The 25,608-nt window shown below is 66.4% G+C and carries 23 protein-coding genes; 15 read left to right on the top strand and 8 right to left on the bottom strand.

Annotated features, from left to right (window positions below; translation table 11 throughout):
- Positions 1-26: 26 nt before the first annotated feature.
- On the bottom strand, positions 27-854 hold the full coding sequence (locus tag CJ179_RS15040) for a mycofactocin-coupled SDR family oxidoreductase (protein WP_072937029.1): 828 nt from the start codon (positions 852-854) through the stop codon (positions 27-29).
- Positions 855-1,005: 151 nt separating this feature from the next.
- Here CJ179_RS15040 and CJ179_RS15045 point away from each other — a divergent pair, with 151 nt between their 5' ends.
- Positions 1,006-1,623 (top strand): TetR family transcriptional regulator, encoded by a 618-nt coding sequence (locus tag CJ179_RS15045; RefSeq protein ID WP_072937030.1) that lies wholly within the window; start codon positions 1,006-1,008, stop codon positions 1,621-1,623.
- Between the two features lie 80 nt (positions 1,624-1,703).
- On the opposite strand, the gene CJ179_RS15050 is transcribed toward CJ179_RS15045, so the two are convergent.
- Positions 1,704-2,300: a TetR/AcrR family transcriptional regulator gene (locus CJ179_RS15050; RefSeq protein ID WP_072937031.1), complete on the bottom strand. Its 597-nt coding sequence runs from the start codon at positions 2,298-2,300 to the stop codon at positions 1,704-1,706.
- Positions 2,301-2,380: 80 nt separating this feature from the next.
- Here CJ179_RS15050 and CJ179_RS15055 point away from each other — a divergent pair, with 80 nt between their 5' ends.
- Both CJ179_RS15055 and CJ179_RS15060 read left to right on the top strand, forming a co-directional pair.
- Positions 2,381-2,767 (top strand): DUF1304 domain-containing protein, encoded by a 387-nt coding sequence (locus CJ179_RS15055; RefSeq protein WP_095862096.1) that lies wholly within the window; start codon positions 2,381-2,383, stop codon positions 2,765-2,767.
- Between the two features lie 25 nt (positions 2,768-2,792).
- Positions 2,793-3,797 (top strand): NADP-dependent oxidoreductase, encoded by a 1,005-nt coding sequence (locus tag CJ179_RS15060; RefSeq protein ID WP_095862097.1) that lies wholly within the window; start codon positions 2,793-2,795, stop codon positions 3,795-3,797.
- A 53-nt stretch (positions 3,798-3,850) separates the two neighbouring features.
- Here CJ179_RS15060 and xylB read toward each other — a convergent pair whose 3' ends face one another.
- The 4 genes from xylB to CJ179_RS15080 are packed head-to-tail and all read right to left on the bottom strand — an operon-like array spanning position 3,851 to position 8,646.
- A complete protein-coding gene (xylB, locus tag CJ179_RS15065; protein ID WP_095862098.1) occupies positions 3,851-5,233 on the bottom strand; it encodes a xylulokinase in 1,383 nt (460 codons plus the stop codon).
- Complete coding sequence (locus CJ179_RS15070) at positions 5,230-6,153, bottom strand: carbohydrate kinase (protein ID WP_072937035.1); 924 nt, start codon at positions 6,151-6,153, stop codon at positions 5,230-5,232. The genes xylB and CJ179_RS15070 overlap by 4 nt, the downstream gene beginning before the upstream one ends.
- Complete coding sequence (locus CJ179_RS15075) at positions 6,150-7,631, bottom strand: mannitol dehydrogenase family protein (RefSeq protein ID WP_095862099.1); 1,482 nt, start codon at positions 7,629-7,631, stop codon at positions 6,150-6,152. The genes CJ179_RS15070 and CJ179_RS15075 overlap by 4 nt, the downstream gene beginning before the upstream one ends.
- 10 nt (positions 7,632-7,641) lie before the next feature.
- Complete coding sequence (locus CJ179_RS15080) at positions 7,642-8,646, bottom strand: NAD(P)-dependent alcohol dehydrogenase (RefSeq protein ID WP_095862100.1); 1,005 nt, start codon at positions 8,644-8,646, stop codon at positions 7,642-7,644.
- Between the two features lie 150 nt (positions 8,647-8,796).
- Between CJ179_RS15080 and CJ179_RS15085 the strand changes: the two genes are divergently transcribed.
- The 10 genes from CJ179_RS15085 (at position 8,797) to CJ179_RS15135 (ending at position 21,277) form a co-directional block, all read left to right on the top strand.
- Entirely contained in the window at positions 8,797-9,819 is a 1,023-nt protein-coding gene (locus CJ179_RS15085; RefSeq protein WP_072937038.1) for a sugar-binding transcriptional regulator, read from the top strand.
- A gap of 52 nt (positions 9,820-9,871) precedes the next feature.
- Positions 9,872-11,197 carry a sugar ABC transporter substrate-binding protein gene (locus CJ179_RS15090; RefSeq protein WP_072937039.1) on the top strand — a complete coding sequence of 442 codons (1,326 nt, stop codon included), beginning with the start codon at positions 9,872-9,874 and terminating at the stop codon, positions 11,195-11,197.
- Positions 11,194-12,159, top strand: coding sequence for a carbohydrate ABC transporter permease (locus tag CJ179_RS15095; RefSeq protein ID WP_072937040.1), 966 nt, complete (start codon positions 11,194-11,196; stop codon positions 12,157-12,159). The genes CJ179_RS15090 and CJ179_RS15095 overlap by 4 nt, the downstream gene beginning before the upstream one ends.
- On the top strand, positions 12,159-13,037 hold the full coding sequence (locus CJ179_RS15100; RefSeq protein WP_072937041.1) for a carbohydrate ABC transporter permease: 879 nt from the start codon (positions 12,159-12,161) through the stop codon (positions 13,035-13,037). The genes CJ179_RS15095 and CJ179_RS15100 overlap by 1 nt, the downstream gene beginning before the upstream one ends.
- A 51-nt stretch (positions 13,038-13,088) precedes the next feature.
- Positions 13,089-14,174 carry an ABC transporter ATP-binding protein gene (locus tag CJ179_RS15105; protein WP_072937042.1) on the top strand — a complete coding sequence of 362 codons (1,086 nt, stop codon included), beginning with the start codon at positions 13,089-13,091 and terminating at the stop codon, positions 14,172-14,174.
- Between the two features lie 380 nt (positions 14,175-14,554).
- Positions 14,555-16,108, top strand: coding sequence for an AMP-binding protein (locus CJ179_RS15110; protein ID WP_095862101.1), 1,554 nt, complete (start codon positions 14,555-14,557; stop codon positions 16,106-16,108).
- Between the two features lie 610 nt (positions 16,109-16,718).
- Entirely contained in the window at positions 16,719-17,465 is a 747-nt protein-coding gene (locus CJ179_RS15120; RefSeq protein WP_095862102.1) for a FadR/GntR family transcriptional regulator, read from the top strand.
- Positions 17,462-18,217, top strand: a complete 756-nt coding sequence (locus CJ179_RS15125) for a hypothetical protein (protein ID WP_095862103.1) — start codon at positions 17,462-17,464, stop codon at positions 18,215-18,217. The genes CJ179_RS15120 and CJ179_RS15125 overlap by 4 nt, the downstream gene beginning before the upstream one ends.
- A 320-nt stretch (positions 18,218-18,537) precedes the next feature.
- A complete protein-coding gene (locus CJ179_RS15130; protein ID WP_179377592.1) occupies positions 18,538-19,869 on the top strand; it encodes an FAD-dependent oxidoreductase in 1,332 nt (443 codons plus the stop codon).
- 58 nt (positions 19,870-19,927) lie between these two features.
- Complete coding sequence (locus CJ179_RS15135; protein ID WP_072937046.1) at positions 19,928-21,277, top strand: MFS transporter; 1,350 nt, start codon at positions 19,928-19,930, stop codon at positions 21,275-21,277.
- Positions 21,278-21,347: 70 nt separating this feature from the next.
- Here the strand turns inward: CJ179_RS15135 and CJ179_RS15140 are convergent, their stop codons facing one another.
- Entirely contained in the window at positions 21,348-22,487 is a 1,140-nt protein-coding gene (locus CJ179_RS15140; RefSeq protein ID WP_095862105.1) for a CdaR family transcriptional regulator, read from the bottom strand.
- A 267-nt stretch (positions 22,488-22,754) separates the two neighbouring features.
- On the opposite strand from CJ179_RS15140, the gene CJ179_RS15145 reads away from it, so the two are divergent.
- The gene (locus tag CJ179_RS15145) at positions 22,755-24,209 is read left to right on the top strand and encodes an amino acid permease (RefSeq protein WP_074933878.1); all 1,455 of its coding nucleotides are present in this window, start codon (positions 22,755-22,757) and stop codon (positions 24,207-24,209) included.
- A 65-nt stretch (positions 24,210-24,274) separates the two neighbouring features.
- On the opposite strand, the gene CJ179_RS15150 is transcribed toward CJ179_RS15145, so the two are convergent.
- Positions 24,275-24,670 carry a WhiB family transcriptional regulator gene (locus CJ179_RS15150; RefSeq protein WP_095862106.1) on the bottom strand — a complete coding sequence of 132 codons (396 nt, stop codon included), beginning with the start codon at positions 24,668-24,670 and terminating at the stop codon, positions 24,275-24,277.
- Positions 24,671-24,830: 160 nt separating this feature from the next.
- On the opposite strand from CJ179_RS15150, the gene CJ179_RS15155 reads away from it, so the two are divergent.
- Positions 24,831-25,541, top strand: coding sequence for a GntR family transcriptional regulator (locus tag CJ179_RS15155; RefSeq protein WP_083395746.1), 711 nt, complete (start codon positions 24,831-24,833; stop codon positions 25,539-25,541).
- Positions 25,542-25,608 lie beyond the last annotated feature (67 nt).

The raw sequence follows: 25,608 nt of genomic DNA on the forward strand, positions 1-25,608 counted from the left end.
TGATTGATGGAACGATTTCGCTGCTGTCAGAGTTGTCCGCCGGCGTCGACGGTGTGCGTGGTGCCGGTGATGTACCGGCCGGCGTCACCGACCAGGTACAGCACCGCATTCGAAATGTCGATCGACTCCAGTGCGGGGACGGGAAGCGCGTTGAGCGTGAGCGCAGCTTCCTCGAAGTCGGCACGCGTGGGGTGTCCGAGATCCGGTCGGAAGAGCTGGTAGGTGGGCTCGTTGAGGATCATGTCCGTCGCCACCGTGGTGGGATGAATGGTGTTGACCCGGATGCTCTGCGGGGCGAGTTCCTGCGCGAGCACGCGCATGAACCCGATCAGGCCCGCCTTGGCGGCCGAGTAGTGCGCGGTGTTCGCGTTGGCTTTGAGGGCCGCGAGGGAACTGGTGATCACTACCGAGCCACCGCGTCCTCCGGCGATGATGTGGGGTACCGCGGCAACACAGGTCTTCCAGACGCCGGTGAGATTGACGTCGATCATCGTCGACCACGTCTGTTCGGACATTTCCAGCGTGGGCGCGGGTACCGAGATTCCGGCGTTGGCGAGCACGATGTCGAGTCGGCCGAGTTGAGCGACCCCGTCGTCGACGGCTGAAGTGAGCGCGGCGAGGTCCCGGACGTCGACTTCGGCGGTCACGATCCGGCGGCCGAGGGCCTTGACCTGGCGCGCGGTCTCGGCGAGATCGTCCGGGGTGGCCGTCGCATACGGCACGGTCTCCACCGGGCGGCAGACGTCCACCGCGATGATGTCCGCGCCTTCCCGGGCGAGGAGCAATGCGTGACTGCGGCCCTGGCCGCGTGCGGCGCCTGTGATGAATGCGACCTGATTCTCGAGTTGTCCCATGACAGTTGACCTTCCGGCACATGCGGCGCCGATTCGAGCGGCATCGCGTCGTATCGAGCAGGTTATGTCATGCGGTGACAAAACATCGCGAATTGGGTGATTCGGTTGGGAAGTCGTCCGCCGGGCACTCGGCCTTTGAGATCATCGACGCGTGACCAGGATCGGCGACCGAACCCCCGCACCCTCCGACCGCGGTGGGCGTCCCGCGGCGACCAGTGCGCACGAGCTGGCAGCGGTGGCGCAGCGGCTGTTCCTCACCCATGGGTTCGAGCAGACGAGCGTCGACGACATCGCCGCGGAGGTCGGCATCAGCCGCCGCACCTTCTTCCGCTACTTCCCGTCCAAGGCCGATGTCCTCTGGGTCGAGTCGGACGCCGAACTGGCCAGGCTGTGCGAACAACTCTCGGCCGGTCTGCCGGCCGAGCCGTACCGGACGGTCGTCGCACGCGCGGTGATCGGGGCCCTGCACGTTCCCGAAGACCAGCACGAGTGGGCGCGGCACCGGGCTCAGTTGGTGCTCAGCGTCCCGGCGGTGCAGGTGCACGCCGCGGCCCGGCACGCCGCGTGGCGTGCTGCGGCCACCGAGTTCGCCAGCGTCCGATCGGGGGAGCCGGCGACCGCACTGTTCCCGACAGCGGTCGGGTACGCGGTGGTGGCGGCTGTTCACACCGCGCACGAGTTCTGGCTCACCAACCCGGGCGTTGACCTCGACGAGGCCCTCGCCCGGTCGCTCGATCTCCTGCTGCCACCGGAGCCCGCCACCCGGTGAGGTCGCCGCGCTCGACGACACGGCGCGCCACCGTGACCCCCCATGTGAGTGGCAAAGCGTGTTCGGGCACTCTTTTCCACTCACGTACGGGAGGGGCGCCATTCCTCCAGCTGTTCGACGGCGGTGTTCGCGACCGCGACGGCCTCGTCGCGGTCGACCCGCGACAGCAGGAGGGCGCTGACGGACAGGGACGTCAGGAGCCGGGCTCGGTGCTGCAGGGTGGCGGCCGGGGCGTCGGGGTCGTGGGCGCGGAGTGCGTGGGTGAGCGCCCCGGACAGTTCACGCTGGTAGCTCTCGACGACGGACCGTTGCGTGTCGTCGTGCGCGGCGAAACCGGCGGCACTGTTGAGCAGCAGGCAGCCGCGGCCGGGGGTTTCGTCGGGGAGGGAGGCGAGGGCGCCGGCGAGGCTGCGGTAGTAGCGCGAGGCGGCGTCGGGGCGGGTGGGCTCGTCGGTCAGGATGCGGAGCCGGGGGCGCACCACCCGGTCCAAGTAGTCGTGCACTGCGGCGTCGTAGAGTCCGCGTTTGCTGGTGAAGGCGTTGTAGAGGCTCGACCGATTCAAACCGGTGACGCGCTCGAGGTCGGGTATCGACGTGGCTTCGAAGCCCTTGTCCCAGAACAGGTCGCGGGCGCGGCCGACCACCTCGGCCGTGTCGAAGTCCTGCGTGCGCGGCATGACGATCCTCACTCGTGGTTGTGAAACGACCATTTCAGTATATATTGAAATGGTCAGTTCAGAACGAGGAGGGGTTTCGTATGGTCGCCGCGGGTCTTGTTCTTGCCGCACTCGCCAGTGCGCTACACGTATACATCTTCGTGCTCGAGTCCGTCCTCTGGACGGCGCCGCGCACCCGCGCGACGTTCGGGACCAGCGCCGAAGAGGCCGCCGCCACCCGGGAGCTTGCCTTCAACCAGGGCTTCTACAACCTCTTCCTCGCGATCGTGACGGCAGTCGGCATCGTCGCCGTGATCATCGGCGCCACCGCCGTCGGATCGGCCCTCATCTTCGCCGGCGCGGGCTCCATGCTGCTCGCGGCGCTCGTACTCCTGCTGTCGTCGCCCGACAAGGCTCGCGCGGCGATCACCCAGGGGACGCTGCCGCTGCTCGCCGTCGTCCTCCTCGCGCTCGGACTGGCGCTGTGACCTCAGAAGTATCGAAAGGAACACCATGCCGTCGAGCACCCAGATTCAACTGATCAACCGGCCGGTGGGCTGGCCCACCCAGGACGACTTCCGCACCGCCTCCGTCGAGTTGCCCGCACTCGGGCCCGAGCAGGTGCGCGTGCATAACGAGTTCGTCTCGGTCGACCCCTACATGCGCGGCCGGATGAACGATGTGAAGTCGTACATCCCGCCGTTCGTGCTGGGCGAGACGATGACCGGCGGGGCCGTCGGTCGCGTCGTCGAATCCACCGCCGCCACCCATCCGGTCGGCTCGGTGGTCGTCCACGACCTCGGGTGGCGCGACGTCGCGCAGGGTGACGCCTCGGCGTTCCGCGTGGTCGAAGAGATTCCGGGAGTGCCGATCTCGGCCTACCTCGGGATTCTCGGACTGACCGGGCTCACCGCCTACGTCGGCCTCGTGCACATCGCCCACCTGAAGGCCGGCGACGCCGTGTTCATCTCCGGAGCCGCGGGAGCGGTCGGGACCGCCGCCGGACAGATCGCGCGACTCGAGGGCGCGTCCCGGGTCATCGGATCCGCCGGGTCCGCGGAGAAGGTCGCGCTGCTGACCGACCGGTACGGATACGACGCCGCCTTCGACTACAAGCAGGCGCCGGTGCGCGAGCAGCTTCGCGGACTCGCGGGCGACGGCATCGACGTCTACTTCGACAATGTCGGCGGCGATCACCTCGAGGCCGCCCTCGACGTCATGCGCCCCGGCGGGCGGGCCGCACTGTGCGGCGCGATCGCGGCGTACAACGCCACCGAGCGCACGCCCGGCCCCGACAACATGGTGAACATCATCAGCCGCGGTCTCACCCTCGAGGGCTTCACCCTCGGCAACTACACCCACGTGTTCCCCGAGTTCGCCGCCAAGATGGGACCGTGGCTCGCGTCCGGCGACGTGGTGCACGACGAGACCGTCGTCGACGGCATCGAGAACTCGGTCGACGCGTTCCTGCAGCTCATGTGCGGCGCGAACGTCGGGAAGATGCTGGTGAAGGTGTAGCCACCCGTGCGCGGCTAAGGAGTCCAGAGACTCGTTAACCGCGCACAGGCGCGTCAGCGCCTCACGGAGGAGTACCGCTCGCGGACGTCGGGTGCCGGGTCGGCCTCGAAGCGCCGGGTGGACGTCTGGCTCCACTGCGGCGGCTCCGGGGTCCCGGCGAGGGTCCAGGCCGCTTGACGGCACGCGCCGATCGCGACGTATTCCGCCGGCTGCGGCACGAGGACCGGCGCCCCGAAGATGGCGGGCGCGAGTTCACACAGTGCCTGTGAGCGGGCACCGCCGCCGATCAAGAGGATCCGACGCACGGTGACGCCCTGGGCGATCAGGTGGTCGATGCCTTCCGCCAGGCCGCACAGCAGCCCCTCGACGGCCGCGCGAGCGAGGTGGGCGGGCGTCGAATTCGCCAGCCGCAGACCGTGAACGGAGCCGGTGGCGTCGGGACGGTTGGGGGTGCGTTCGCCCTCGAAGTACGGCACCATCACCAGGCCGCCGCTGCCGGACGGCGCCGACAGCGCCAGCCGCGACAGCTCGTCGTGATCGACTCCCAGTAGCGAGGCGGTCGCGTCGAGGACCCGGGCGGCGTTCAGCGTGCACACGAGCGGCAGCTGGCGTCCGGTGGCGTCGGCGAAGCCGGCGACGAACCCGCCCGGATCGTTCGCCGGTGTCACGGACACCGCGGACACGACGCCCGACGTTCCCACGGAGACGACGACGTCGCCCTCCTGGGCGTCGAGGGCGAGTGCTGCGGCGGCGTTGTCCCCCGTGCCCGGTCCGACGGCGGCACCCCAGCGGGTCTCACCGATCCGCTCGGCGGGCCCGGCGACGCGCGGCACGGCGGCCGTCCGCCCCCGCAGCGCCAGCGACAGCAGGTCGGTCCGGTAGGAATCAGTTGCGGCGGAGAAGTATCCGGTGCCGCTGGCGTCGCCGCGGTCGGTGGCCAGGGTGCCGAGGTCCGATCTGCCGGTGAGCTGCCAGGCGAGCCAGTCGTGGGGCAGGCACACCGCGGACGTCCGGTCGGCGTTCGCCGGTTCGGAATCGGCGAGCCAGCGCAGTTTGCTGACGGTGATCGCCGCGAGGGGCACCACACCCACCGCATCCGCCCACGCGTCCGGACCGCCGAGGTCCTCCACCAGTTGCGTGGCGGCGCCCGCGGAGCGAGTGTCGTTCCACAGCAACGCCGGACGCACGACCGCGCCCGCGTCGTCGAGACAGACCATGCCGTGCTGTTGCGCTCCGACCGACACCGCCGCGACGTCGTCGAGTCCGCCGGCGGCGGCGACGGCGTCGTCGAGGGCCGAAGCCCACTCGCGCGGATCGACCTCGGTGCCGTCCGGGTGCGAGGCCTTGCCCTCGCGGACGAGTGCGCCGGTGTCGGCGTCGCAGACCATCACCTTGCACGACTGGGTGGACGAGTCGATGCCCGCGACGAGTGTCATTGCCGCACACCCGCCGCGCGGTCCAGTGTCTCGCGGGTAGGGAGGTCCGCCCCGGCGCGCGCGACCGTGAGGCCCGACATCAGTACGGCGTTGTCGAGCACGTTCCGCAGTTCGTCCGGTTCGATCGCGTGGAGGGCGGCGCGGCTCTCCGCGCCGAGGAAGCCGTGCGACCAGAATCCGTCGAGGAGTCCGGCCATGAACGCGTCGCCCGCTCCGACGGTGTCGACCACCTCGACGTGGCGGGCCGCGACCTCGACGAGTCCGGCCGCGCAGACCGCGAAGGCGCCCTCGGCGCCCTTCGTCACCGCGACCATCGCCGGACCGCGCGACAGCCACGCGCGGGCGATGTCGACGGGGTCCCGATCGGGGTCGTACCAGCGGAGGTCCTCGTCGCTGACCTTGACGATGTCGGAGATCGACACGAGGTGCTCGATTCGCTCCCGGGCGCGCGTTTTGTCGGTGATCAACACCGGTCGCACGTTGGGGTCGTAGCTGATCGTCGCGGCGGCGCGCCGGCGTTCGAGCATGTTTGCCACCACATCGCAGCCGGGTTCCATCACGGCGGCAATGGAACCGGTGTGGACGAGCGACGGGGCGGATGCCCCGCTGGGGGAGGGGAGGTCCCACTCGATGTCGAACTCGTAGGTGGCGGATCCGGCAGTGTCGAGGGTGGCGTGGGCCGTCGCGGTTCGCTGCGCGGTGACGCTGCCGGGCGCGACGCTCACCCCCGACTGCTCGAGGTGCCGGATGATCGACCGGCCCCGTGTGTCGTCGCCGATCCGGGTGACGAATTCGACCGGACGACCGAGCCTGCCGAGGCCGACCGCGACGTTGAGCGGGCTACCGCCGACGTATTCGGTGGTGGCGCCGTCGCTCGCCGTGACGATGTCGATGAGGGCTTCACCGATGACCAGACTCATGACTGCACCTTCTCACGCAGAGCCTCGAGTGTCTTCCGTGCGCCGACGCCGTGCAGTGAGTCCAGCGCCCAGAGGTAGGCGGTGACGAAGCGCGGGTTGTCGGCCAGATCGCCGAAGACGGATCGGTTCTCGATGAAGGCCGTGGGGTTCTCGTGCTGGCTGCGCGCGATCGGGACGAGGGAGTCCTTCAACTGGTCGACGACGTCGATGGGTTGTCCGTCCTCGTCGACTCCTTCGGCGTAGCGGGCCCAGCTCGCCACGATCGCGGCCGACAGTCGAATGTGCCGGTCGGCCACCAGGTTCTCGCGGATCACCGGCAGCAGCCACTTCGGGATGCGGTCGGACGATTCGGCACACAGGCGAGCGACGGTGTCGCGGATCTCGGGATTGGAGAAGCGTTCGATGAGCGTGCGCTTGTAGTCGTCGAGGTCGACCCCGGGCACCGGCGCCAGGGTGGGCGTGGCCTCGTCGTCCATGTATGCGAGCAGGAAGTCGGCGAACAGGGGATCCTGTGCGACGTCGTGCACCAGCCGGTACCCGGCCAGGTATCCGAAATAGCAGAGGCCCTGGTGGCTGGCGTTGAGCAGGCGCAGTTTCATCAGTTCGTACGGTTCGACGTCGTCGACCACCTGCACGCCGACGTCCTCGAACGCGGGGCGGCCGAGCGGGAACGCGTCCTCGAGCACCCACGACGTGAACGGTTCGGCTGCGACGGGCCACCGGTCGTCGACGCCGAAGCGCGACGACAGCGCCTCCGTCACCTCGGGGGTGGTGACGGGTGTGATGCGGTCGACCATGGAGTTGGGGAACGACGTCTCGGCGCGCATCCACTCGGCGAGGTCCGGGTCCTTCAACTCCGCGTACGCCAGGAACATCCGGCGCGCCACGTCGCCGTTGCCCTGAATGTTGTCGCAGGACATGATGGTCGGCGACGGCAACCCGCGCGCGCGGCGCCGGGACAGGGCCTCGACGACGAGTCCGAACGTGGTCCGCGGGACGGCCCCGTCGGTGAGATCGTGCACGACGTCGGGGTTCTCGGCGTCGAACTCGCCCGTGTCGTGGGTGAAGTTGTAGCCGCCCTCCGTGATCGTCAGCGAGACGATCCGGGTGGTCTCCGCGGCGATCTTCTCGATGACCGCCTCGGGGTCGTCGGGGGCGAGAAGATAGTCGACGATGGACCCGATGACGCTCACGTCCCAGGTGCCGTCCGGGTGTCGCAGCGCCAGCGTGTACAGGCCGTCCTGGGCGTCGAGGGCGTCCTTCATGCGCCGGTCACCGGGCAGCACCCCGACTCCGCAGATGCCCCAGTCGCGCGCCTGACCACGCCGCAACAGGCGGTCGACGTACATCGCCTGGTGTGCCCGGTGGAATCCGCCGACACCGAAATGCACTATGCCCACGGTGATGTCGCCTCGGTCGTACTTCGGCACCTGCACGGTGTCGTCGAACTGCTGCAGTGCCTGCGCGCTCAGTTGCATCGGTCTCTCCTCATTCCTGGACGCGTACGACGGCCTTGAGGCTGCCCGGCGTCCGGTCTGCGTTCAGTGCTTGTTCCGCCTCGGCGAGCGGGAATCTTCCGGTGACCATCGAATCGAGGTCGACCCGCCCGGACCGTGCGAGGGCGATCGCGGTCGGCCAGGTGTTGGCGTAACGAAACACCCCGGTCAGAACCAACTCCCGGTTCTGGATGGTCTGGACGGGCAGCGTCATCTCGGGGGCGCCCATGCCCACCAGGACAACGGTTCCCGCAGGCCGGACCGCCTGGATGCCGGCCAGTACCGCGCTCGGGGCGCCCGACGCGTCGACGAACGAGTCCACGTGAAGTCCCGCGACGTCCTGCTCGCGCGGGTCGAGCACTGCGGTGGCACCGAATTTCGTTGCGACGTCGCGCCGCCGGGGATCGAGGTCGGAGACGACCACCTCGGTGGCACCGAACGCGAGGACCGTCTGCACCAGTGCGATTCCGATCGGCCCCGCACCTGCGATCAGAACCCGCGAACCCGCCGTCACGCCGGCCTTGCGGGTGGTGGCGATGGCCACCGACAACGGCTCGCACAGTGCGGCCGCGTCCTCGGACATCTCGTCGGGAATCGGATGCGCGAACGCCGAGCCGATGGTCACGTACTCGGCCAGCGCCCCGTCGATCGGCGGGGTGGCATAGAACTGCATGTGCGGGCACAGGTTGTAGAGACCGCGCCGGGATTCGTCGGTGTCCGGGTCGGGGCGCTGCGGTTCGATGGAGACTCGCTGCCCGATGCGCTCCGCCGAGACGCCGGCACCGACACCCACCACGGTGCCCGACGCCTCGTGTCCCAGCACGATCGGCTGATCGACCACGAACTCGCCGATGCGGCCCTCGCGGTAGTAGTGGGCGTCCGATCCGCAGACGCCGACCGAGGCCACGCGGATCAGGACGTCACCGGGGCCTGGAGTGGGCACGGGCCGTTCCCGGATTTCGATCGCGCCCGGCTCGACGAGCACGCTGGCACGCATCGTCCTGGGGATATCCGATGGGAGTGTTGTGTGGGTCACACTTCGATGCTAGCGTATTGAGCAGATGAACGCATAGTGATCATTTGCTCACGGCTTCTCGAGGCTCCGAAGACACACTCGACGGGCTCGGGATCATGGCGAGGAGAACCAGTGACGTCCCCCAACTCGACGGCCCCGACGCCGTCTCCCATCGCGGCACCACCGCCGTCCACGACGGAGGATCTGCGCCTCGCGTTGCGCGCCGCAACGTTGTACTACCTCGACGGAATGACCCAGGCCGAGGTCGCCACGCGACTCGGTGTCTCCCGCCCGACCGCGGGCCGGCTGGTGGCGCGAGCCCGTGCCCAGGGCCTGGTGCGCATCGAGGTGCAGGCACCCGCGCATCTGCGGGATGCACTGCGCTCGGACGAGGAGCGCGCGCTCGAGGAGAAGTACGGCCTCGTCGAGGCGGTGGTGGTCGCCGACTCCGTCGACGCCGCCGGTGCGATCGACGACCACAACAGCTTCGCCGGTGTCGGGCGCGCCGCCGCATCCCTCCTCGTCCGCCGGATCCGGGAAGGCGACACCCTCGGATTCACGTGGGGGCCCGAAACGGTCGCCGTCGCGCAGGGGCTGCCGTCCGGTGCGGCCACGTGCGCATCAGTCGTCCAGCTCGACGGCTCGGTGAGTGCGATCAACTATCAGACCGGAACGGAGTACGTCCTGGGTAGATGCGCAGAGCAGCTGCAGGCCAACACCGTTCGGCTTCCCGTTCCCCTGTACGCGGACGCATCGACCGTGGTATCCATGCGGGGCGACTCCGTCATCTCCAAGGCGCTCGAGGCGGGCCGGACTGCGGAGATGATGATGTTCGGCACGGGCGCCGTCTCCACGTCGACAACGTTGTTCGAGGGCAGCTTCATCGACACGGACATGCTGTCCGTGCTCACCGGCCTCGGCGCGGTCGGCGAGGTCGGTGGACGCTTCTATCGGCTCGACGGAACCGAGGTTTCCGGCCCACTGGACGAACGGGCCATGTCCGTTCCTCTCGACGACATCCGCGCGTGCGAGGGGTCGATCCTCGTCACCGGTGGCGTCGCCAAACACCAAGCGGCACTGGGTGCCCTCCATGGCGGACTGGCCAAGATGCTGGTCTGCGACATCGAATGCGCGCGTTGGCTGCTCGATCAGTAGCACCACGCAAGAGAGGTGAAGATCGGTGAAGAAACACAGGAAACCGGCGACGATGCTGGTAGCGGGGGCAGGAGCGCTCTGCCTCACGCTCAGCGGATGCGCGGGCGCCGGATCGCTGGGCGCGTCGGACCAGACCATCACCATCGCGATGGTCTCCAACTCACAGATGCAGGATGCCCAGAAGCTCGCCTCGCAATTCGAGGAAGAGAATCCCGACATCGACCTGAAGTTCGTCACGCTGTCGGAGAACCAGGCGCGCGCGAAGATCACGGCATCCACCGCGACCGGCGGCGGGGAGTTCGACGTCGTGATGATCAGCAACTACGAGACCCCGCAGTGGGCGCAGTACGGCTGGCTGAAGAACCTGTCGGAGTACGCCCAGGCGACGGAGGGCTACGACGAAGCCGACTTCATCCCCACCCTGCGCGAGTCGCTGTCCTACGACGGGAGCATGTACTCGGTGCCGTTCTACGGCGAGTCCTCGTTCCTGATGTACCGCAAGGACCTGTTCGAGCAGGCCGGAATTACCCTGTCGGAGAAGCCGACCTGGACCGAGGTCGCCGCGGCGGCGAAGCAACTCGACTCCGAGGACATGGCCGGCATCTGCCTGCGCGGCAAGCCCGGCTGGGGTGAACTGCTCGCACCCCTCGACACCGTCATCAACACGTTCGGTGGCCGCTGGTTCGACGAGGACTGGAACGCTCAGCTGACCAGCCCCGAGGTGGAACGCGCGGTCCAGTTCTACGTCGACCTGGTGCGCGAGTACGGCGAGCCCGGCGCCGCGACGAGCGGTTTCGGCGAGTGCGCCACGCAGCTCGCTCAGGGTCAGGTGGCGATGTGGTACGACTCGACGTCCGCCGTCTCCACGCTCGAGGATCCGTCCTCGAGCGCCGTCGTCGGCAAGATCGGGTATGCACCCGCGCCCATCGAGGTGAAGGACAACTCCGGCTGGCTGTACAGCTGGGCGCTCGGAATCCCCGAGAGCAGCGAGAACCCCGATGCGGCCTGGAAGTTCATTTCGTGGATGACCGACAAGCAATACATACGCACGGTCGGTGAGGATCTCGGCTGGGAGCGGGTGCCTCCGGGCAGCAGACTCTCGACCTACGAGATTCCCGAGTACAAGGAGGCCTCGGCGGCGTACGGACCGCTGACGCTCGAGGCGATCGAGAACGCGACCCCGGAAGCTCCCACCGTGCAACCGGTTCCGTACACGGGCGTGCAGTTCCTGGCGATCCCCGAGTTCCAGGATCTCGGAACCCGCGTCAGCCAGCAGATCAGCGCGGCGATCGCCGGCCAGCAGACCGTGCCCGAGGCACTCGCCCAGGCACAGCAGTACGCCGAGGTCGTCGGCGCGACCTATCGGGAGGAAAGATGACCACCATCGCCGAGAAACCCACCGCGGACGGCACCGCCGACCGGGTGCGGGAACTGCGGGAGGCCAAGGACGACAGCGTCTCCCGGGCCGAGGGCTGGCGTCGCCGGGGGCCATTGCTGCCCGCCCTGATCTTCATGATCGTGGTGACGCAGATTCCGTTCCTGTTCACGCTGTACTACTCGACGCAGTCCTGGAACCTGGTGCGGCCCGGTTCCCGCGAGTTCGTCGGGCTGCAGAACTACGTGGACGTGTTCAAGGACAGCCAGTTCCGTGAGGTCGCGGTCAACACCGTGATCCTGATCGTCGGGACCGTGCTGATCTCGGTGGTGCTGGGTCTGCTCCTCGCGCTGCTGCTGGACCGAGCGTTCCTGGGCCGTGGCATCGTGCGTACTCTGCTCATCACGCCGTTCCTGGTGACACCCGTCGCCGGCGCGCTGCTGTGGAAGACGACGATGTTCGACCCGGTGTTCGGCATCGTCAACTTCGTGCTCTCCCCGTTCGGGGTGGGGCAGGTCGACTGGGTCAGCAAGTTCCCGCTGGCCTCGGTGATGGTCAGCCTGGTGTGGCAGTGGACGCCGTTCATGATGCTGCTGATCCTGGCCGGACTGCAGTCGATGCCGCGCGACATCCTCGAGGCGGCCCGGGTGGACGGCGCCAAGCCGTTCGCGATGTTCCGCGAACTGACGCTCCCGCATCTGCGCCGGTTCATCGAACTCGGTGCCGTCCTGGGTGCGATCTACCTGATCAACACGTTCGACGCCATCTACATGATGACCCAGGGTGGCCCCGGCACCGCCAGTGCCAACCTGCCCTTCTACATCTATCAGCGCGCATTCCTCGGTTTCGACATCGGGCAGGCCGCCGCGATGGGCGTCATCGTGGTGATCGCGACCATCGTCGTCGCGACCCTGGCGTTGCGCCTGATTTTCAAGAGCTTTACCGGTAACGAGGAGGCAGCGTAATGAGTACCGACACTGCGGCGGCGCCGGTGGAGTCCACTTCCACCGCTCCGGAGACCAAGCGGGCGCGCAAGCACCGCAAGTTCAGCCCGTGGAGTGTGGTGGCGTGGATCGTGGCGCTCGGCTTCTTCTTCCCGGTGGCGTGGATGGTGCTCACCGCGTTCAAGCAGGAGGGCGACGCCTACACGACCCCGCCGAAACTGTTCTTCACCCCCACCCTGGACCAGTTCAAGGCGGTCCTCGACAGCGGCATCGGCACCGCACTGCTGAATTCGGCGTTCGCGACCGCCATATCGACGATCCTCGTGCTGGTGCTCGGGGTGCCGGCGGCGTTCGCGCTGTCGCTGCGGCCGGTCCGCAAGACGAAGGACGCCCTGTTCTTCTTCATCAGCACGAAGATGCTCCCGATCGTCGCCGCGATCATCCCGCTGTACGTGATCGTCAACGACATCGGACTGCTCGACAACATCTGGGCGCTGATCATCCTGTACACGGCGATGAACGTACCCATCGCGGTGTGGATGATGCGTTCGTTCTTCCTCGAGGTTCCGGGCGAACTGCTCGAGGCCGCCAGCATGGACGGCGCGAGCCTGTGGACGTCCGTGCGTGAGGTGATCCTCCCGCTCGTGTCCCCCGGTATCGCGGCGACCGCGCTGATCTGCGTGATCTTCTCGTGGAACGAATTCTTCTTCGCCGTCAACCTCACTGCCGTTCAGGCGCAGACCATTCCGGTGTTCCTCGTCGGATTCATCACCGGTGAGGGCCTGTACTGGGCCCGGCTGTCGGCGGCGGCGACGCTGGCGGCACTCCCGGTCATCCTGGCTGGTTGGGTCGCGCAGAACAAACTGGTTCGCGGCCTGTCCTTCGGCGCGATCAAATGATCACCCCGGCAACCACTTCCCCCACCGTTCGTACCCACCTGAGGAGCAATCATGGCTGACATCGCGTACAAGGGCGCCTCCTGCCTCTACGAGAACGCCGACACGCTGGCGGTCGATTCGCTCGACCTCGACATCGAAGACGGCGAGTTCATCGTCCTCGTCGGCCCGTCGGGTTCCGGCAAGAGCACGGCGTTGCGGATGCTCGCCGGCCTCGAGGACATCGACGAGGGCACCATCGAGATCGGCGGCAAGGACATGGTGGGGGTGCCGTCGAAGGATCGCGACATCGCGATGGTGTTCCAGAACTACGCCCTCTACCCCAACAAGACGGTGGGCGAGAACATGGGATTCGCGCTGAAGATGCGCGGGGTCGGTGTGGAGGAACGGAAGAAGAAGGTGGCCGATGCCGCCAAATTGCTCGACCTCACCGACTATCTCGACCGTAAACCCGGCAAGCTGTCCGGAGGTCAGCGTCAGCGGGTGGCGATGGGCCGCGCGATCGTGCGTGAGCCGCAGGTGTTCTGCATGGACGAGCCGCTGTCGAACCTCGACGCCAAGCTGCGCGTCCAGACCCGCACCCAGATCGCGGCGCTGCAGCGCCGGCTCGGCACCACCACCGTGTACGTCACCCACGACCAGGTCGAGGCCATGACCATGGGTGACCGGGTAGCCGTCCTCAAGAACGGCAAGCTGCAACAGTTCTCGGCTCCAACCGAGCTGTACGATCGCCCGAAGAACGCCTTCGTCGCCGGTTTCATCGGTTCGCCTGCAATGAATCTGATGACCATGCCCATCGTCAGCGACGGCGTGCGCCTCGGGAACTCGACGCTCCCGCTCGAACGCGAGCAGCTGTCGACGCTGCACGCGGCCGGCCTGGAGACCGTGACGGTCGGCGTGCGGCCCGAGCAGCTCGAACTGTCGACCGGGGAGGGCGGCATCGAGGTGATCGTCGACCTCGTCGAGGAGCTCGGGAGCGAATCGTACGTCCACACCCACATCGCCGGGGACGGCACCCAACTCGTCGCCCGGTCGTTGACCCGCACCCCCGCCCGGCTCGCCGACACCGTCTCACTGCGCAAGCGAGACGGAGCGGTGCACCTGTTCCACCCGGAGACGGGGGATCGGATCGGGGACTGACGTCGGGTTCCGGATTCGCCGTGCGGGCAGGGAAGTAAGACTCCCGCGCCCGCACGGCGATGCGCGCTTCGACCTCGAGGGCTACGACTCGCATCTCGACGCACACCTCGGCACAGGCAAAGATGTAATGACCTCGTGTGAGGAGGACACATGCAGAACATGCGAAGTTCGCGGCGTCGTCGGCGTGCCCGACCCCCGCGGAAGCGCCCATGCCGACTCCGAGCCGGGCCGGAACCCCCCCAGCGGGGATGCAGTACGTCTCCGACACCACAGGTCGACACTGGTCTTCGAATGCGTAAAGAGGAACCTGCCCTCGTCCGGTAGCGACACCAGGGCAGAACCCTGGCATCACCGGCGTACGAACATCCGTAGGAGGAGTTGTGTTTGTCCCGTTCAGTGTCAACGATTTTCTCGACCGCGCGGAGACCGTGTACGGGGACAGGATCGGTGTGGTCGACGAACCTGACCAACCCGCCCCGTCCCAGGGGTCGCTGACCTACGCCGAGATCGCCGACCTGGCCCGCCGCCAAACCGCCAAGCTCGATGAACTCGGCATCGGCGCCGGTGAGCGGGTCGCGATCGTCAGCCACAACTCCAGCCGGTTGATGACCTCGTTCTTCGGGGTCAGCGGTTCGGGCCGGGTGCTGGTCCCGGCCAACTTCCGGCTGCGCCCCGACGAGGTCCGTTACATCGTCGAGGACTCCGGTGCCCGCGTCCTCTACGTCGATCCCGAACTCGAGGACGCGCTCGCGGAGGTCGACTGCGAGCACAAGTTCGTCCTGGGCTCGGACACCGACCTCTACGCCGCTCCCGGGGCGGTGCCGCAGCCGTGGGAGCCGGACGAGTCGGCCATCGCCACCCTCAACTACACCTCCGGGACCACCGCCCGCCCGAAGGGTGTGGAGATCACCCACCGCAACATCTGGGTCAACGCGGTCACGTTCGGGCTGCACGCCGGGATCGGTGACCGGGACGTGTACCTGCACACGCTGCCGATGTTCCATTGCAACGGCTGGGGTCAACCGTTCGCGCTGACCGGCGTCGGCGCCCGGCACATCGTCCTGCGCAAGGTCGACGGCGCCGAGATCCTGAGGCGGGTCCGCGACCACGGGGTCACGGTGCTCTGTGGGGCGCCGGCTGTCGCGTCCGCGGTCCTCGAGGCCGCACAGACCTGGGAGGGCGAGATTCCCGGCCGGGACCGGGTGCGGATCATCATGGCCGCTGCGCCGCCGCCCACGACGACCGTCGTGCGGGTCGAGGAGGAACTCGGCTGGGAGTTCATCCAGATCTACGGTCTCACCGAAACCTCCCCGCTGCTGACCGTCAACCGCACCCGCGCTGAATGGGACGACCTCGACCCCGAGGACCGCGCGGCGAAACTGATCCGGGCCGGCGCCCCGGCGCTCGGTGTCCGGCTGCAGATCGAGGAGGGCGAGGAAGGCGCGGGGGAGGTGCTGGCCCGCTCCAACGTCGTGATGGAGGGCTACTGGAACAAACCGGAGGAGACCGAGAAGGCGCTGGCCGGTGGCTGGTTCCACACCGGCGACGGTGGCGTCGTCGGCGACGATGGATATCTGACCATCGCCGACCGGAAGAAGGACGTGATCATCACCGGCGGTGAGAACGTGTCTTCGATCGAGGTCGAGGACTGCCTGTTTTCCCACCCGGCCGTGTCCGAGGTGGCCGTGATCGCGGTGCCGAGCGAGAAGTGGGGAGAGACGATCAAGGCCCTGGTGGTCCTGACCCCCGGCACACCGTCCGACAGCGGCACGGAGGCGGAGTTGATCGGCTGGTGTAAGCAGCATCTGGCCGGGTACAAGGCACCGACCTCGGTGGAGTTCCGCAGTGAGCTGGCCCGCACCGCCACCGGCAAGCTGCAGAAGTTCAAACTGCGCTCCCCGTATTGGGACGGACACGCACGTCAGGTCAACTGACATCGAGTTTTCAGTGTGGAACGTACCGGCCGTGCAGGTCGATACGTCTCAATTCCTGGGTGGAGGCGCCGCTGCGGTGGCGGACGATGGATGTCATCGAGGGCGGAGTTCTCCTGCCCCGCCCCACCGAGGGCACATCAGACCCCAGCCGGCCCCACGTCAGGCCGGCCAGTGGGCCAGCACGCGCTGCTCGAGCTCTTCCGGATAGCCCTGCTCGAACGAGGAGTTGACTTGTCACCCGCACGACGACCGACGGCAAGCAGGTGAGCGCGCGCGGATGCGACCACTGGGAGTTCCGGGACGACAAGATCGTCCGCAAGGACTCCTACTGGAAGATCGTCGACGCCCCCGCCTAGGACGGCAGCCGGGCTGCGCGGAATACCCCGTGTAAATCACTGCCTTCGATACTCGCTCAGCCGCACAGCCGAATCGACTTCCTGTGCGGCTGGGCGTCCCATTGGGTGGGGCGAGCCCGGTCGAAACCGGGCAGCAGGTACGGTGAGAGAAGATAAAGTATAGTTATGATGTTTAAGCGTGGGGTGGAGCCTCGGCGGACGCACCCTCCGGCTTCGTCAGACTCTCATCCGTCCTGAAGTGCGTTGGCGGGGATATGAATTCTGTGGAGAAAGACGTCTTCTCTGTCGATCTCGGTCGAGTGCGGGACGACTCCGTCTCGAAGTTGGTCGACGGCGTCGTGCATCAACTGGAGATGACGATCGCGGTCGGCCTGCTGGCCGGCGGGGAACGGCTACCCACGGAGGCCGAGTTGGCCGCCAAACTGCAGGTTTCGACGGTGACGTTGCGGCAGGCTCTGACCGTACTGAGGGACCGCGGTCTGATCGAAACCCGGCGAGGCCGGGGCGGGGGGAGCTACGTCCGCGACTTCGGCACCGCCGACCGCGAACGGGCGGACGCGCAACTTCGCACGACGAGTGCGGAGAAGTTGCGGGACCTCGGGGACTTGGTGGGGGCGTTGACGGGCGCGGCAACCCGCCTTGCGGCCCTGCGCGCTTTGCCCGAGGACGTCGATCGGCTGGAGGATCTCGCACGGAATTTTGCCGAGGCCACTCGTGCGGACGTTCGACGCCGCGCGGACAGCCGCTTCCACATCGAACTCGGCGCCGCGGCGCAGTCGTCGCATCTGACGACGTTGATCGTCCAGGCGCAGGCCCAGGTGGCCCCGCTGCTGTGGGACACGGACGTGCTGGATCCGCACGATGCGATCCGCGAGCACAGTTTGATCGTGGAGGCCATCCGCAATCGTGATCCCGACGCCGCACATCGCCATGCGCTGGAGCATTGTGCACGAGAAACCCGCGTTCTGGTCGATCGTCACCTCGCGTTGGCGGCGACGTGAAGAACGAGGACGGCCGCCGGCCCGCGCAGCTTCCGGATTTGGATCGGCTGACCGCAGAGATCACCAACTATCTGCGCGTGACACTGGACAGCCTCACTCGTGTGCGTGCCGACATGCGCGAGTTGCTCGATCGCGTCGAGCGGGACGGGCGTCGACCCGCCCGCTCCGATCTCGGCGGAATCCGCGAGAGTCTGCAGGCGTGTCTACGGAACCCCGAGTACGCGGTGGATCGCATCGGCGTGGCCACCGCCGTGGACTATCTGACGGACAGCCCGTACTGGATGGAGTGGTGGGGCTACGACGACCACGGGGATCTCGAGTTCATCGGCCACAGCGTCAACCCCGGACAGGTGTCCTTCTACGACTACTCCAGCCGGGGCTGGTTCTCCATTCCTCAGACCTGCGGCACCCCTGCCATCATCGGACCGTACGTCGACTTCGGCGGTATCGACTCCTACAGCTACACGGTCACGATCTCGGTGCCGGTCATCACTGCGGGTGGTTTCGCCGGCGTCGCGGGTGCCGATGTTCTGGCGCATCGGTTCGAGCGTTTCCTGTTCACGGGGGACCGGGGCCGAAGTCCCGTCGTTCTGGTGAATGCGGACTTGCGCGTCATCGCCTCCACGACGTCCGGATACCTGCCCGGGGACCTTCTGCAACCGGACGACGTCACGTCATGGACCACGTCGGAACTGGCGGCGGACCTCTTCCCGAACGGCAGAAGCTGGCAGTTGGTCTCGCCTCTGCCCTGAGCTTGGCCGTCGGATCCGCGGTTGCCCGTGTCCGGTAGCCCCTGACCTGGCACTTCGCGTTAGAACTTTAAAAAGTGAAAATATCTTCTATTGCTTATAGACTCTCCTTGTGTCACGATGATGTGGCGGGCGTCACAACTCCTGCGGCGCGCGGGACTACCGCCGGCGGTGGGAGCGCGCCTGGGCAATCGCCAAAGGCGTTGTGGCGTATGCAGCTTTGTGGAAACCCGCCGCCGTTGTCGGGTCCGCAACTTCGAGGTCGAGCAATTCGGCCTTCGCTGCAGCAGTCAACTTCACTACTTCGGTTTCAGGAGACATGCATGTACGACGTGATCGTCGTTGGTGGCGGTACAGCGGGAGTGGCCACGGCCTACTTTCTTCGAGACCTGAAATTGGATATCTGCGTGCTCGAGGCAACCGGTGAAGTGGGAGGAAGGTCGAACACGGTAGATCTCGCGGGGGCGAGTGCGAACTCCGGTGCACTGTTCATCTACAGGAACACCCGGACCGAAGAACTTGCCACCGAACTCGCGCTCGACGTCGTACCGTTCGAACCCACGACGTACGGAATCCATGTCAACGGCAAGACGATCGTCGCCGAGACCAACGAAGATCTCGTCGCGCGTCTCGATCTGACCGACTCCGAAAAGGCGGAGCTGAGCGAATTCCTCGACAGTGCTCTGCTCGAATACAACGAGCACACGAGCAACGGTGTGCTGGACCAGGACGATCAGGGTCTGGCGACCGAGACGATCGCCGACCGGCTCAGCGGACTGCAACCCGGCGTGCGCCGGATCATCGATGCCGCTCTGCGCGGCGGGGCAGTAGGAGACCCGGCCAAGCTGTCGGCGAAGTACGCCCTCCGCTACTTCGCGAGCTACCTCGCGCGAGAGAAGCGCAACCGATCCTTCGCGCTCGGCGGCATGCAGGCCATCCCCAGGGCGATGCACGGCCACCTGCCTGCGGACACCGTTCGGTTCGACACCGTGGTCACCGGTGTCGCCTTCAAGGACGAGCAGGACGCTTACGAGGTCAGCTTCACCGGCCCGGAGGGAGTGGGAACACTCCTGACCCGTCATGTCGTATCGACGCTGCCTGCCCCTCTGGTTCCCACCGTCTTCAGTGATCTACCGACATGGAAGACCGACGCGCTCAGCAGCTTCGACACTCCCGGCAGCACCACGCTCAATATCGTCGCCGATATCGACGGCCTGTCCGGCATCGAAGACTGGGCGTTCATCGTGACCGCCGGAATGCCGTTCGACGCGATCATCAACCCGACCCCGGGCCGGGTAGGACCCAACTGGGCCGCGGGCAGAGTGCAATTCACCTGCTACGGGAATTCCACCGGGTTCCAGCCGGGGTTCGCCGAAGACGAGGCCCGCGTCGCCGACTGGGTGGAGAGCTTCTTGACCGTTGCACCGCAGCTCAGAGGAAGGATCACCGGCGTTCACGCACGTACGTGGGAACACTGCTTTGCACTACTCGGCCCCGATCGCGCCGCGAATCTGGCCGAACTCCAGCGGTCGGTGGGCTCGATCCACTTCGCCGGGGACTACACGTCCGAGACCGCGGGGACCCACGGGGCGTACACGGAAGCAGAACGTGTCGCTTCCCTGATCCGGGCCTCCGTTGCCTCCTCGAACAACTGACCGACGCTCGCCGGCCCGACACCGACTTCAGAACACCATCACTGACGAGGAGCTCGTTATGACGACGATCAACCCTTTGGACGATGCGCCACTGTCCAGATTCCACAAGAAGCTAGCGCTGTTCTCCTCGGGCGGACCGTTTCTCGACGGCTACGTCTTGTCGATCATCGGTGTCGCGATGGTGCAGTTCGCGGATCAGTGGAGCCTGTCGTCCGTCGAACAGGGCCTGGTCGGTGCCTCGTCGCTGATCGGAATCCTGCTGGGCGCCTATGCCGGTGGATGGCTGACCGACAAGTTCGGACGTGAGATTCTGTTCACGATCGACCTGGTCGCCATCATCGTGTTCTCCGTGGCTCAATTCTTCGTCCAAGACGTCGTGTGGCTGATCATTCTGCGCCTGCTGATCGGTATGGCCGTAGGTGCGGACTATCCGATCGCCACCTCCCTGCTGACCGAATTCACGCCGCGCAAGTACCGGGGTCCGTTCCTCGGCGCGTTCGTCGCGATGTGGTTCGTCGGCGCCGCAGCTGCTTACGTCGTCGGAGAATTCCTGGCACGAACGGGACACGAAGACGCATGGCGTTGGATGCTGGCCAGCGCCGCAGTGCCTGCGACTCTGATCGTCCTCGCCCGGGTCGGAACACCCGAGTCCCCCCGCTGGCTGGCGAACAAGGGAAAGATCGACGAAGCGAACGAAGTGATGCGGAAGGTCTACGGACCCACCGTCAGCATCGCAGACCTCCCGAGGGAAGACGGCACCGTCAGCGTCAAGGATCTCCTGCGATCGGGATACGGAAAGCGGATGGCTTTCATCACGCTGTTCTGGACCTGCTCGATCGTGCCGCTGTTCGCCGTCTACGCGTTCGCACCCGCCATCCTCGGGGCACTGAAGCTCGAAGGCGATGCAGCACACTTCGGGTCGGCCGTGATCACGATCCTGTTCCTGGTCGGATGCGTCGTCGCGCTGCTTCTGGTGAATCGGATGGGCCGGCGACCCCTCCTCATCCACAGCTTCCTGTGGTCCGGACTCGCTCTCCTGATCCTCGGACTGTTCCCCGAAGCACCGAGCGTGATCATCATGGCGCTGTTCGCGATCTACGCGGTGGTCATCGGCGGCAGTCAGATCCTGCAGTGGGTCTACCCGAACGAGCTGTTTCCCACCGAGATCCGGGGTTCCGCGGTAGGAATGGCCTCCTCGCTCAGTCGCATCGGCGCCGCGGTCGGCACGTTCCTGGTGCCGCTGTCGCTCAGCGGTATCGGCATCGGCCCCACGATGCTCATCGCGGCCGCCATCACCCTCCTCGGCGCGGTCTTGTCACAGGTCATGGCACCGGAGACCCGCGGAATGGCACTGACGGAAAGCGCCGCACTGAGCACCACCACACGCACGACGCTACCTACCGCCTGACTCCCAGCCGGCAGGGCAGATACGATTCGCAGGTACCCGGGCGCTCACCGAGCGTCCGGGTACCTCACGGCTAAGAGCGATTCGACGTTCCCGGACCCCCGACGAGCCTTCCCAGCGCGAGGCCGACGTGCAACTCCAAGCGGTCCTGGCCGATCGACAGATCCAGCGTCGTGAGTTCCTGAATTCGACGTAGCCGGTAGTAGAGGGTCTGCCGATGAATGCTCAGAGCATCGGTCGTCGCGGCAATGTCGCCACCATTGTCGAAGAAGGTCTCCGCGGTGGAGAGAAGGTCTCGGTTCCGGTGCTCGAACAGCGCCCTGACCGCAGGGGTGATGACCGCTTCGGCGATGAGCTCCGCGGATGCGATTGCGGCCAGCCGATACACGCCGAGCTGATCCCAGTACGCCACCGGCCCCTTGGAGGGCTCGAGTGCGATGACGTCGAGGCACAGCCTTGCCTGCCGCCAACTCTTCCTGGCATCCCGAAGGTCCGAGTAGGTTCCCCCGACTCCGACGACGCTTCCCTCGGCGGAGTAGCTGTCGACAGCTGAGCGAAGTGCAGCAGACGGTGAATCACGTTGCGTTACAAATACTGCCGTGAGTCGTCCCATCGGCACCGCGGTGACGCCCGGCCGTCGATCGATCGCGTCGTGGTCCGTTGCGAGCATCGTGAATTCGGCGTCGGACACGTCGCCCGACGCCCGGAGATGCTCGGCGGCAGCCGAAGACCTGTCCGGATCGCCTTCCAGCAGGTCCGCAAACGCCCCTGCCAGGTGTCCGTTCCCCGATGCGTCGGCGGCGAGCAGCGCGCCCGCCTGGGCCGCGAGCGGCATCAATTCTTCGAGTTCATGGTCGGAGATCGATGCGTCGTCGTCCGGCAGGACGAACAAGAACCCGTACGTTTTTCCTCCGTGCCGGACGGGGAGGCAGATTCGTGCCTTCGAGCCGGTATTCCTGTTCGCCGGTGTTCGAACCGGCCTGGTGGCGTAGGTGATTCCGCAATCGACGATCCAGTTGCGGGTGTCCGCATCGGTCGCTTGCCTGACGACCGACTGTGAGTGATCTTGTGACATTGCGATCGACCGGGCACTGTACGCGATCATCTCGAAATCGCTGTCGAGCAGCACTACGGACGCCCCCAGGTGTCGGCGCGTGCGTGCCATGAAGTCGTCGACGCTCGCAATGGCAGCACCCCGGCCGATCTGATTCATAACTAATATATTAACATGCGGCCAGTTTGTTGATCATCCATATGTCTGACGTACACCTGCATACTTCTGGCATCTGTCGATAGTCGCGGAGCGCCTCGGGGGTGTTATATGGATCACATCCAGACACGGGACGTGATCATCGCCTGGGCGGGTGCGTTGCTGCCGCCAGGTTTGATCGAAGTCGTTGGGCGAGTAGAAGTCTCGCTCGGCGGATGCGGACAGACCTCCCCGCGTCCACGTGTGTCGAATCGATCGTGAGAGCTGCCGATGTCTGATTTGGATAAGAACCCGTCACCCGCCCTGCAGAAGAGCCTCAAACAACGTCACCTGACGATGATTGCTATCGGCGGCGTCATTGGCGCCGGACTGTTCGTCGGTTCCAGCGCGCTGCTGAACTCCTCGGGCCCCGCCGCAATCTTCTCCTACGCGATCACCGGTCTCGTAGTCATTCTGGTCATGCGCATGCTCGGCGAAATGGCCGTGGCAGACCCGTCGACGGGATCCTTTGCCGGATACGCGCGTAAGGCGTTCGGACACCGCGCGGGTTTCACCACCGGGTGGCTGTACTGGTTCTTCTGGGTAGTCGTCGCCGGGGCCGAGGCCGTGATCGGCGGAAAACTCCTGCAGCGGTGGATAGATCTCCCCTCGTGGCCCATGGCGGCGGCGTTGCTGCTCGCCATGGTCGCCACCAACCTTCGGTCGGTGCGCAATTTCGGTGAGTTCGAGTACTGGTTCGCCGGCATCAAGGTCGCCGCGATCATCGCGTTCCTCGCAATCGGGGCGTGCTTCGTGGTGGGCCTGTGGCCGGGGCACAGCGCGGACGTCTCCAACCTGACCGATCACGGGGGATTCGCACCGAACGGATGGACGGTCGTTCTCTCCGGTGTCGTCGTCGCGGTCTTCTCCATGGTCGGTCCCGAGATCGCCACGATCGCGGCGGCAGAGTCCGAAGAACCCGAGAAGTCGGTTGCCAAGGCCGCGAACTCCGTGATCGGCCGTGTCGGAGTGTTCTATCTCGGCTCCGTGCTTCTCCTGGCGATCATCGTCCCCTGGACTTCCATCAAGGTCGGCCAGTCGCCCTTCGTCGACGCCTTGAACGTCATGGGTATCCCGGGCGGCCCGGACATCATGAACGCGGTGGTCCTGGTTGCGGTGCTGTCCTGCCTGAATTCGAGTCTCTACACCGCCTCGCGCATGATGTTCGTGCTGGCCAATCAGGGCGACGCACCGCGTTCGGTCGCTCGGGTGGACAAGAACGGAGTTCCCCGCGGGGCGCTGCTGGCCGCGTTGTGCGTCGGGCTGGGCTGCGTTGCGCTCGACTACTTCTCGCCGACGACGGCGTTCGCGTTCATCGTCAACGCGTCGGGCGCCACCATCTTGATGGTCTACCTGATGATCGCGCTCTCCCAGATCAAACTCCGGTCAATGCTCGGCCGGGAGAAGGCCCGCGAACTCCGCTTCAAGATGTGGCTCTTCCCGTACCTCTCGATCCTCGGGGTCGTCGGTATCCTCGCGGTCTTGATCTCGATGTTCTTCGTCGAATCCACGCGATCGCAGATCTCCCTCAGCCTGGGTGCCCTCGCCGTCACCCTGATCGCATACCAGGCTCGGCGCAAGTTCGGCCCCGGGCGTACGCCGGCCGGTTCCGTCGAAGGCGGAAACATCGATAAGGAACCAGACTTCGACACCGAGGCGTCGTACGCGCTGCCGAGCGACCGGTAGTCGCGGGATTCCTCTGGGCCGGAGCACGCTGCTCCGGCCCAGAGACATGCGCTACGTGACCCCGCCTAGTCTGCTGCGTCCCCGGAACGCTCTTGCCGTCCGGGCCTCGGATGGCGGGAGGAAACGGTCAGACGTCGTGCGGCGCTTCCGGTTGCGGTGCTCGTTCCGGGCTGCTGCCGCGGCGTGCGGGCGGTCGAGAATCGGCGATCGGCCTCGGTCGCGCCGCCCCAGATCCCGTACGGCTCACGAACTGTCTGGGCGTACGTGTGGCACTCGGACACGACCGGGCAGGAGTGACAGATCTGGGTGACGAACTCTTCGCGATAGCGTCGAGCCTGCCGTGTTTCGCCCTCGGGGGAGAAGAACAGGTCGGTGTCCATGTCTCGGCAGCGGGCATGCAACTGCCAGTCCCACATTTCCGTCGAGGGTGCGTACGGGTGCGCTGTCAGAGACGCGCTCATGACTTCTCCGCTTCTATTCGGTCTTTCACGCTATCGATGACCGTAGCCGGGATCACACCCACCCGTCAATGGATTCGATCTGTGATCACAAGGAGTGCTAGGGTGGGTGTAACCGTCGGTGACCTCTCTCCGGCGATCTCGCCACAACTCGGAGGTCCTCATGGGCAGGCCGAATACTCTCGTTCTGCGGGAGATGAAAACGACTCCACCGCACAGTTCTTCGTCGAACTTGCTTGCGGACCGGGTATACGAGACCCTGCGCGGGCACATCGCGCAGGGTCACTGGGCGCCGGGGACGCAGCTGCGGATCCGGGAGGTCGCCGCGTTGGTGGGCACCAGCGTGATGCCGGTCCGGGAGGCGTTCCGGCGGCTCGAGCAGGCGGGTCTGATCGTCACGGAGCCCTACCGGGGAGCGTCGGTGCGGGAGTTGAGTATCGACGAACTCGAATACGTGTACGACGTGCGCATCATGCTCGAGCCCGATGCCGCGCGCCGGGGCGCCGTCCTGGCCGACGACGCGGCCGTCGAGACGATGAGACAGCACTGGCGGCTGCTGGAGAGCGCGGCTGCGCACGGCGACATCGCAGGAGCCGTCGCTCAGGACGAACTGCTGCTGTCGGCGTTGTTCTCCGCCGGAAACAACCCGGTTCTCACCGGGCTGATCCAGGGCATGTGGGACACCTGCCGCCCCTACAAGAACCTCTGGGTGCGCGACGCCGTCGGGCACGGACTGTCCCGGTGGAGCTATCTCGCCGACCTCGTCGCTGCAGTCGAAACCCGCGACGGCGACAGCGCATTCCGCATTCTCGAGCACGTGTGCCGCACTTCTCGCTCCACCGTGCGCGGAATTCTCGATCCGCTGTCCACCTGATTTTCCGAGCACATCGACGAACCACCACTGGATTTCACCGCTGGAACCCGGATCCAGGAACGAGCGT

Source organism: Rhodococcus sp. ACS1, assembly GCF_002300155.1.
Taxonomy (GTDB): Bacteria; Actinomycetota; Actinomycetes; order Mycobacteriales; family Mycobacteriaceae; genus Rhodococcus_F; species Rhodococcus_F koreensis.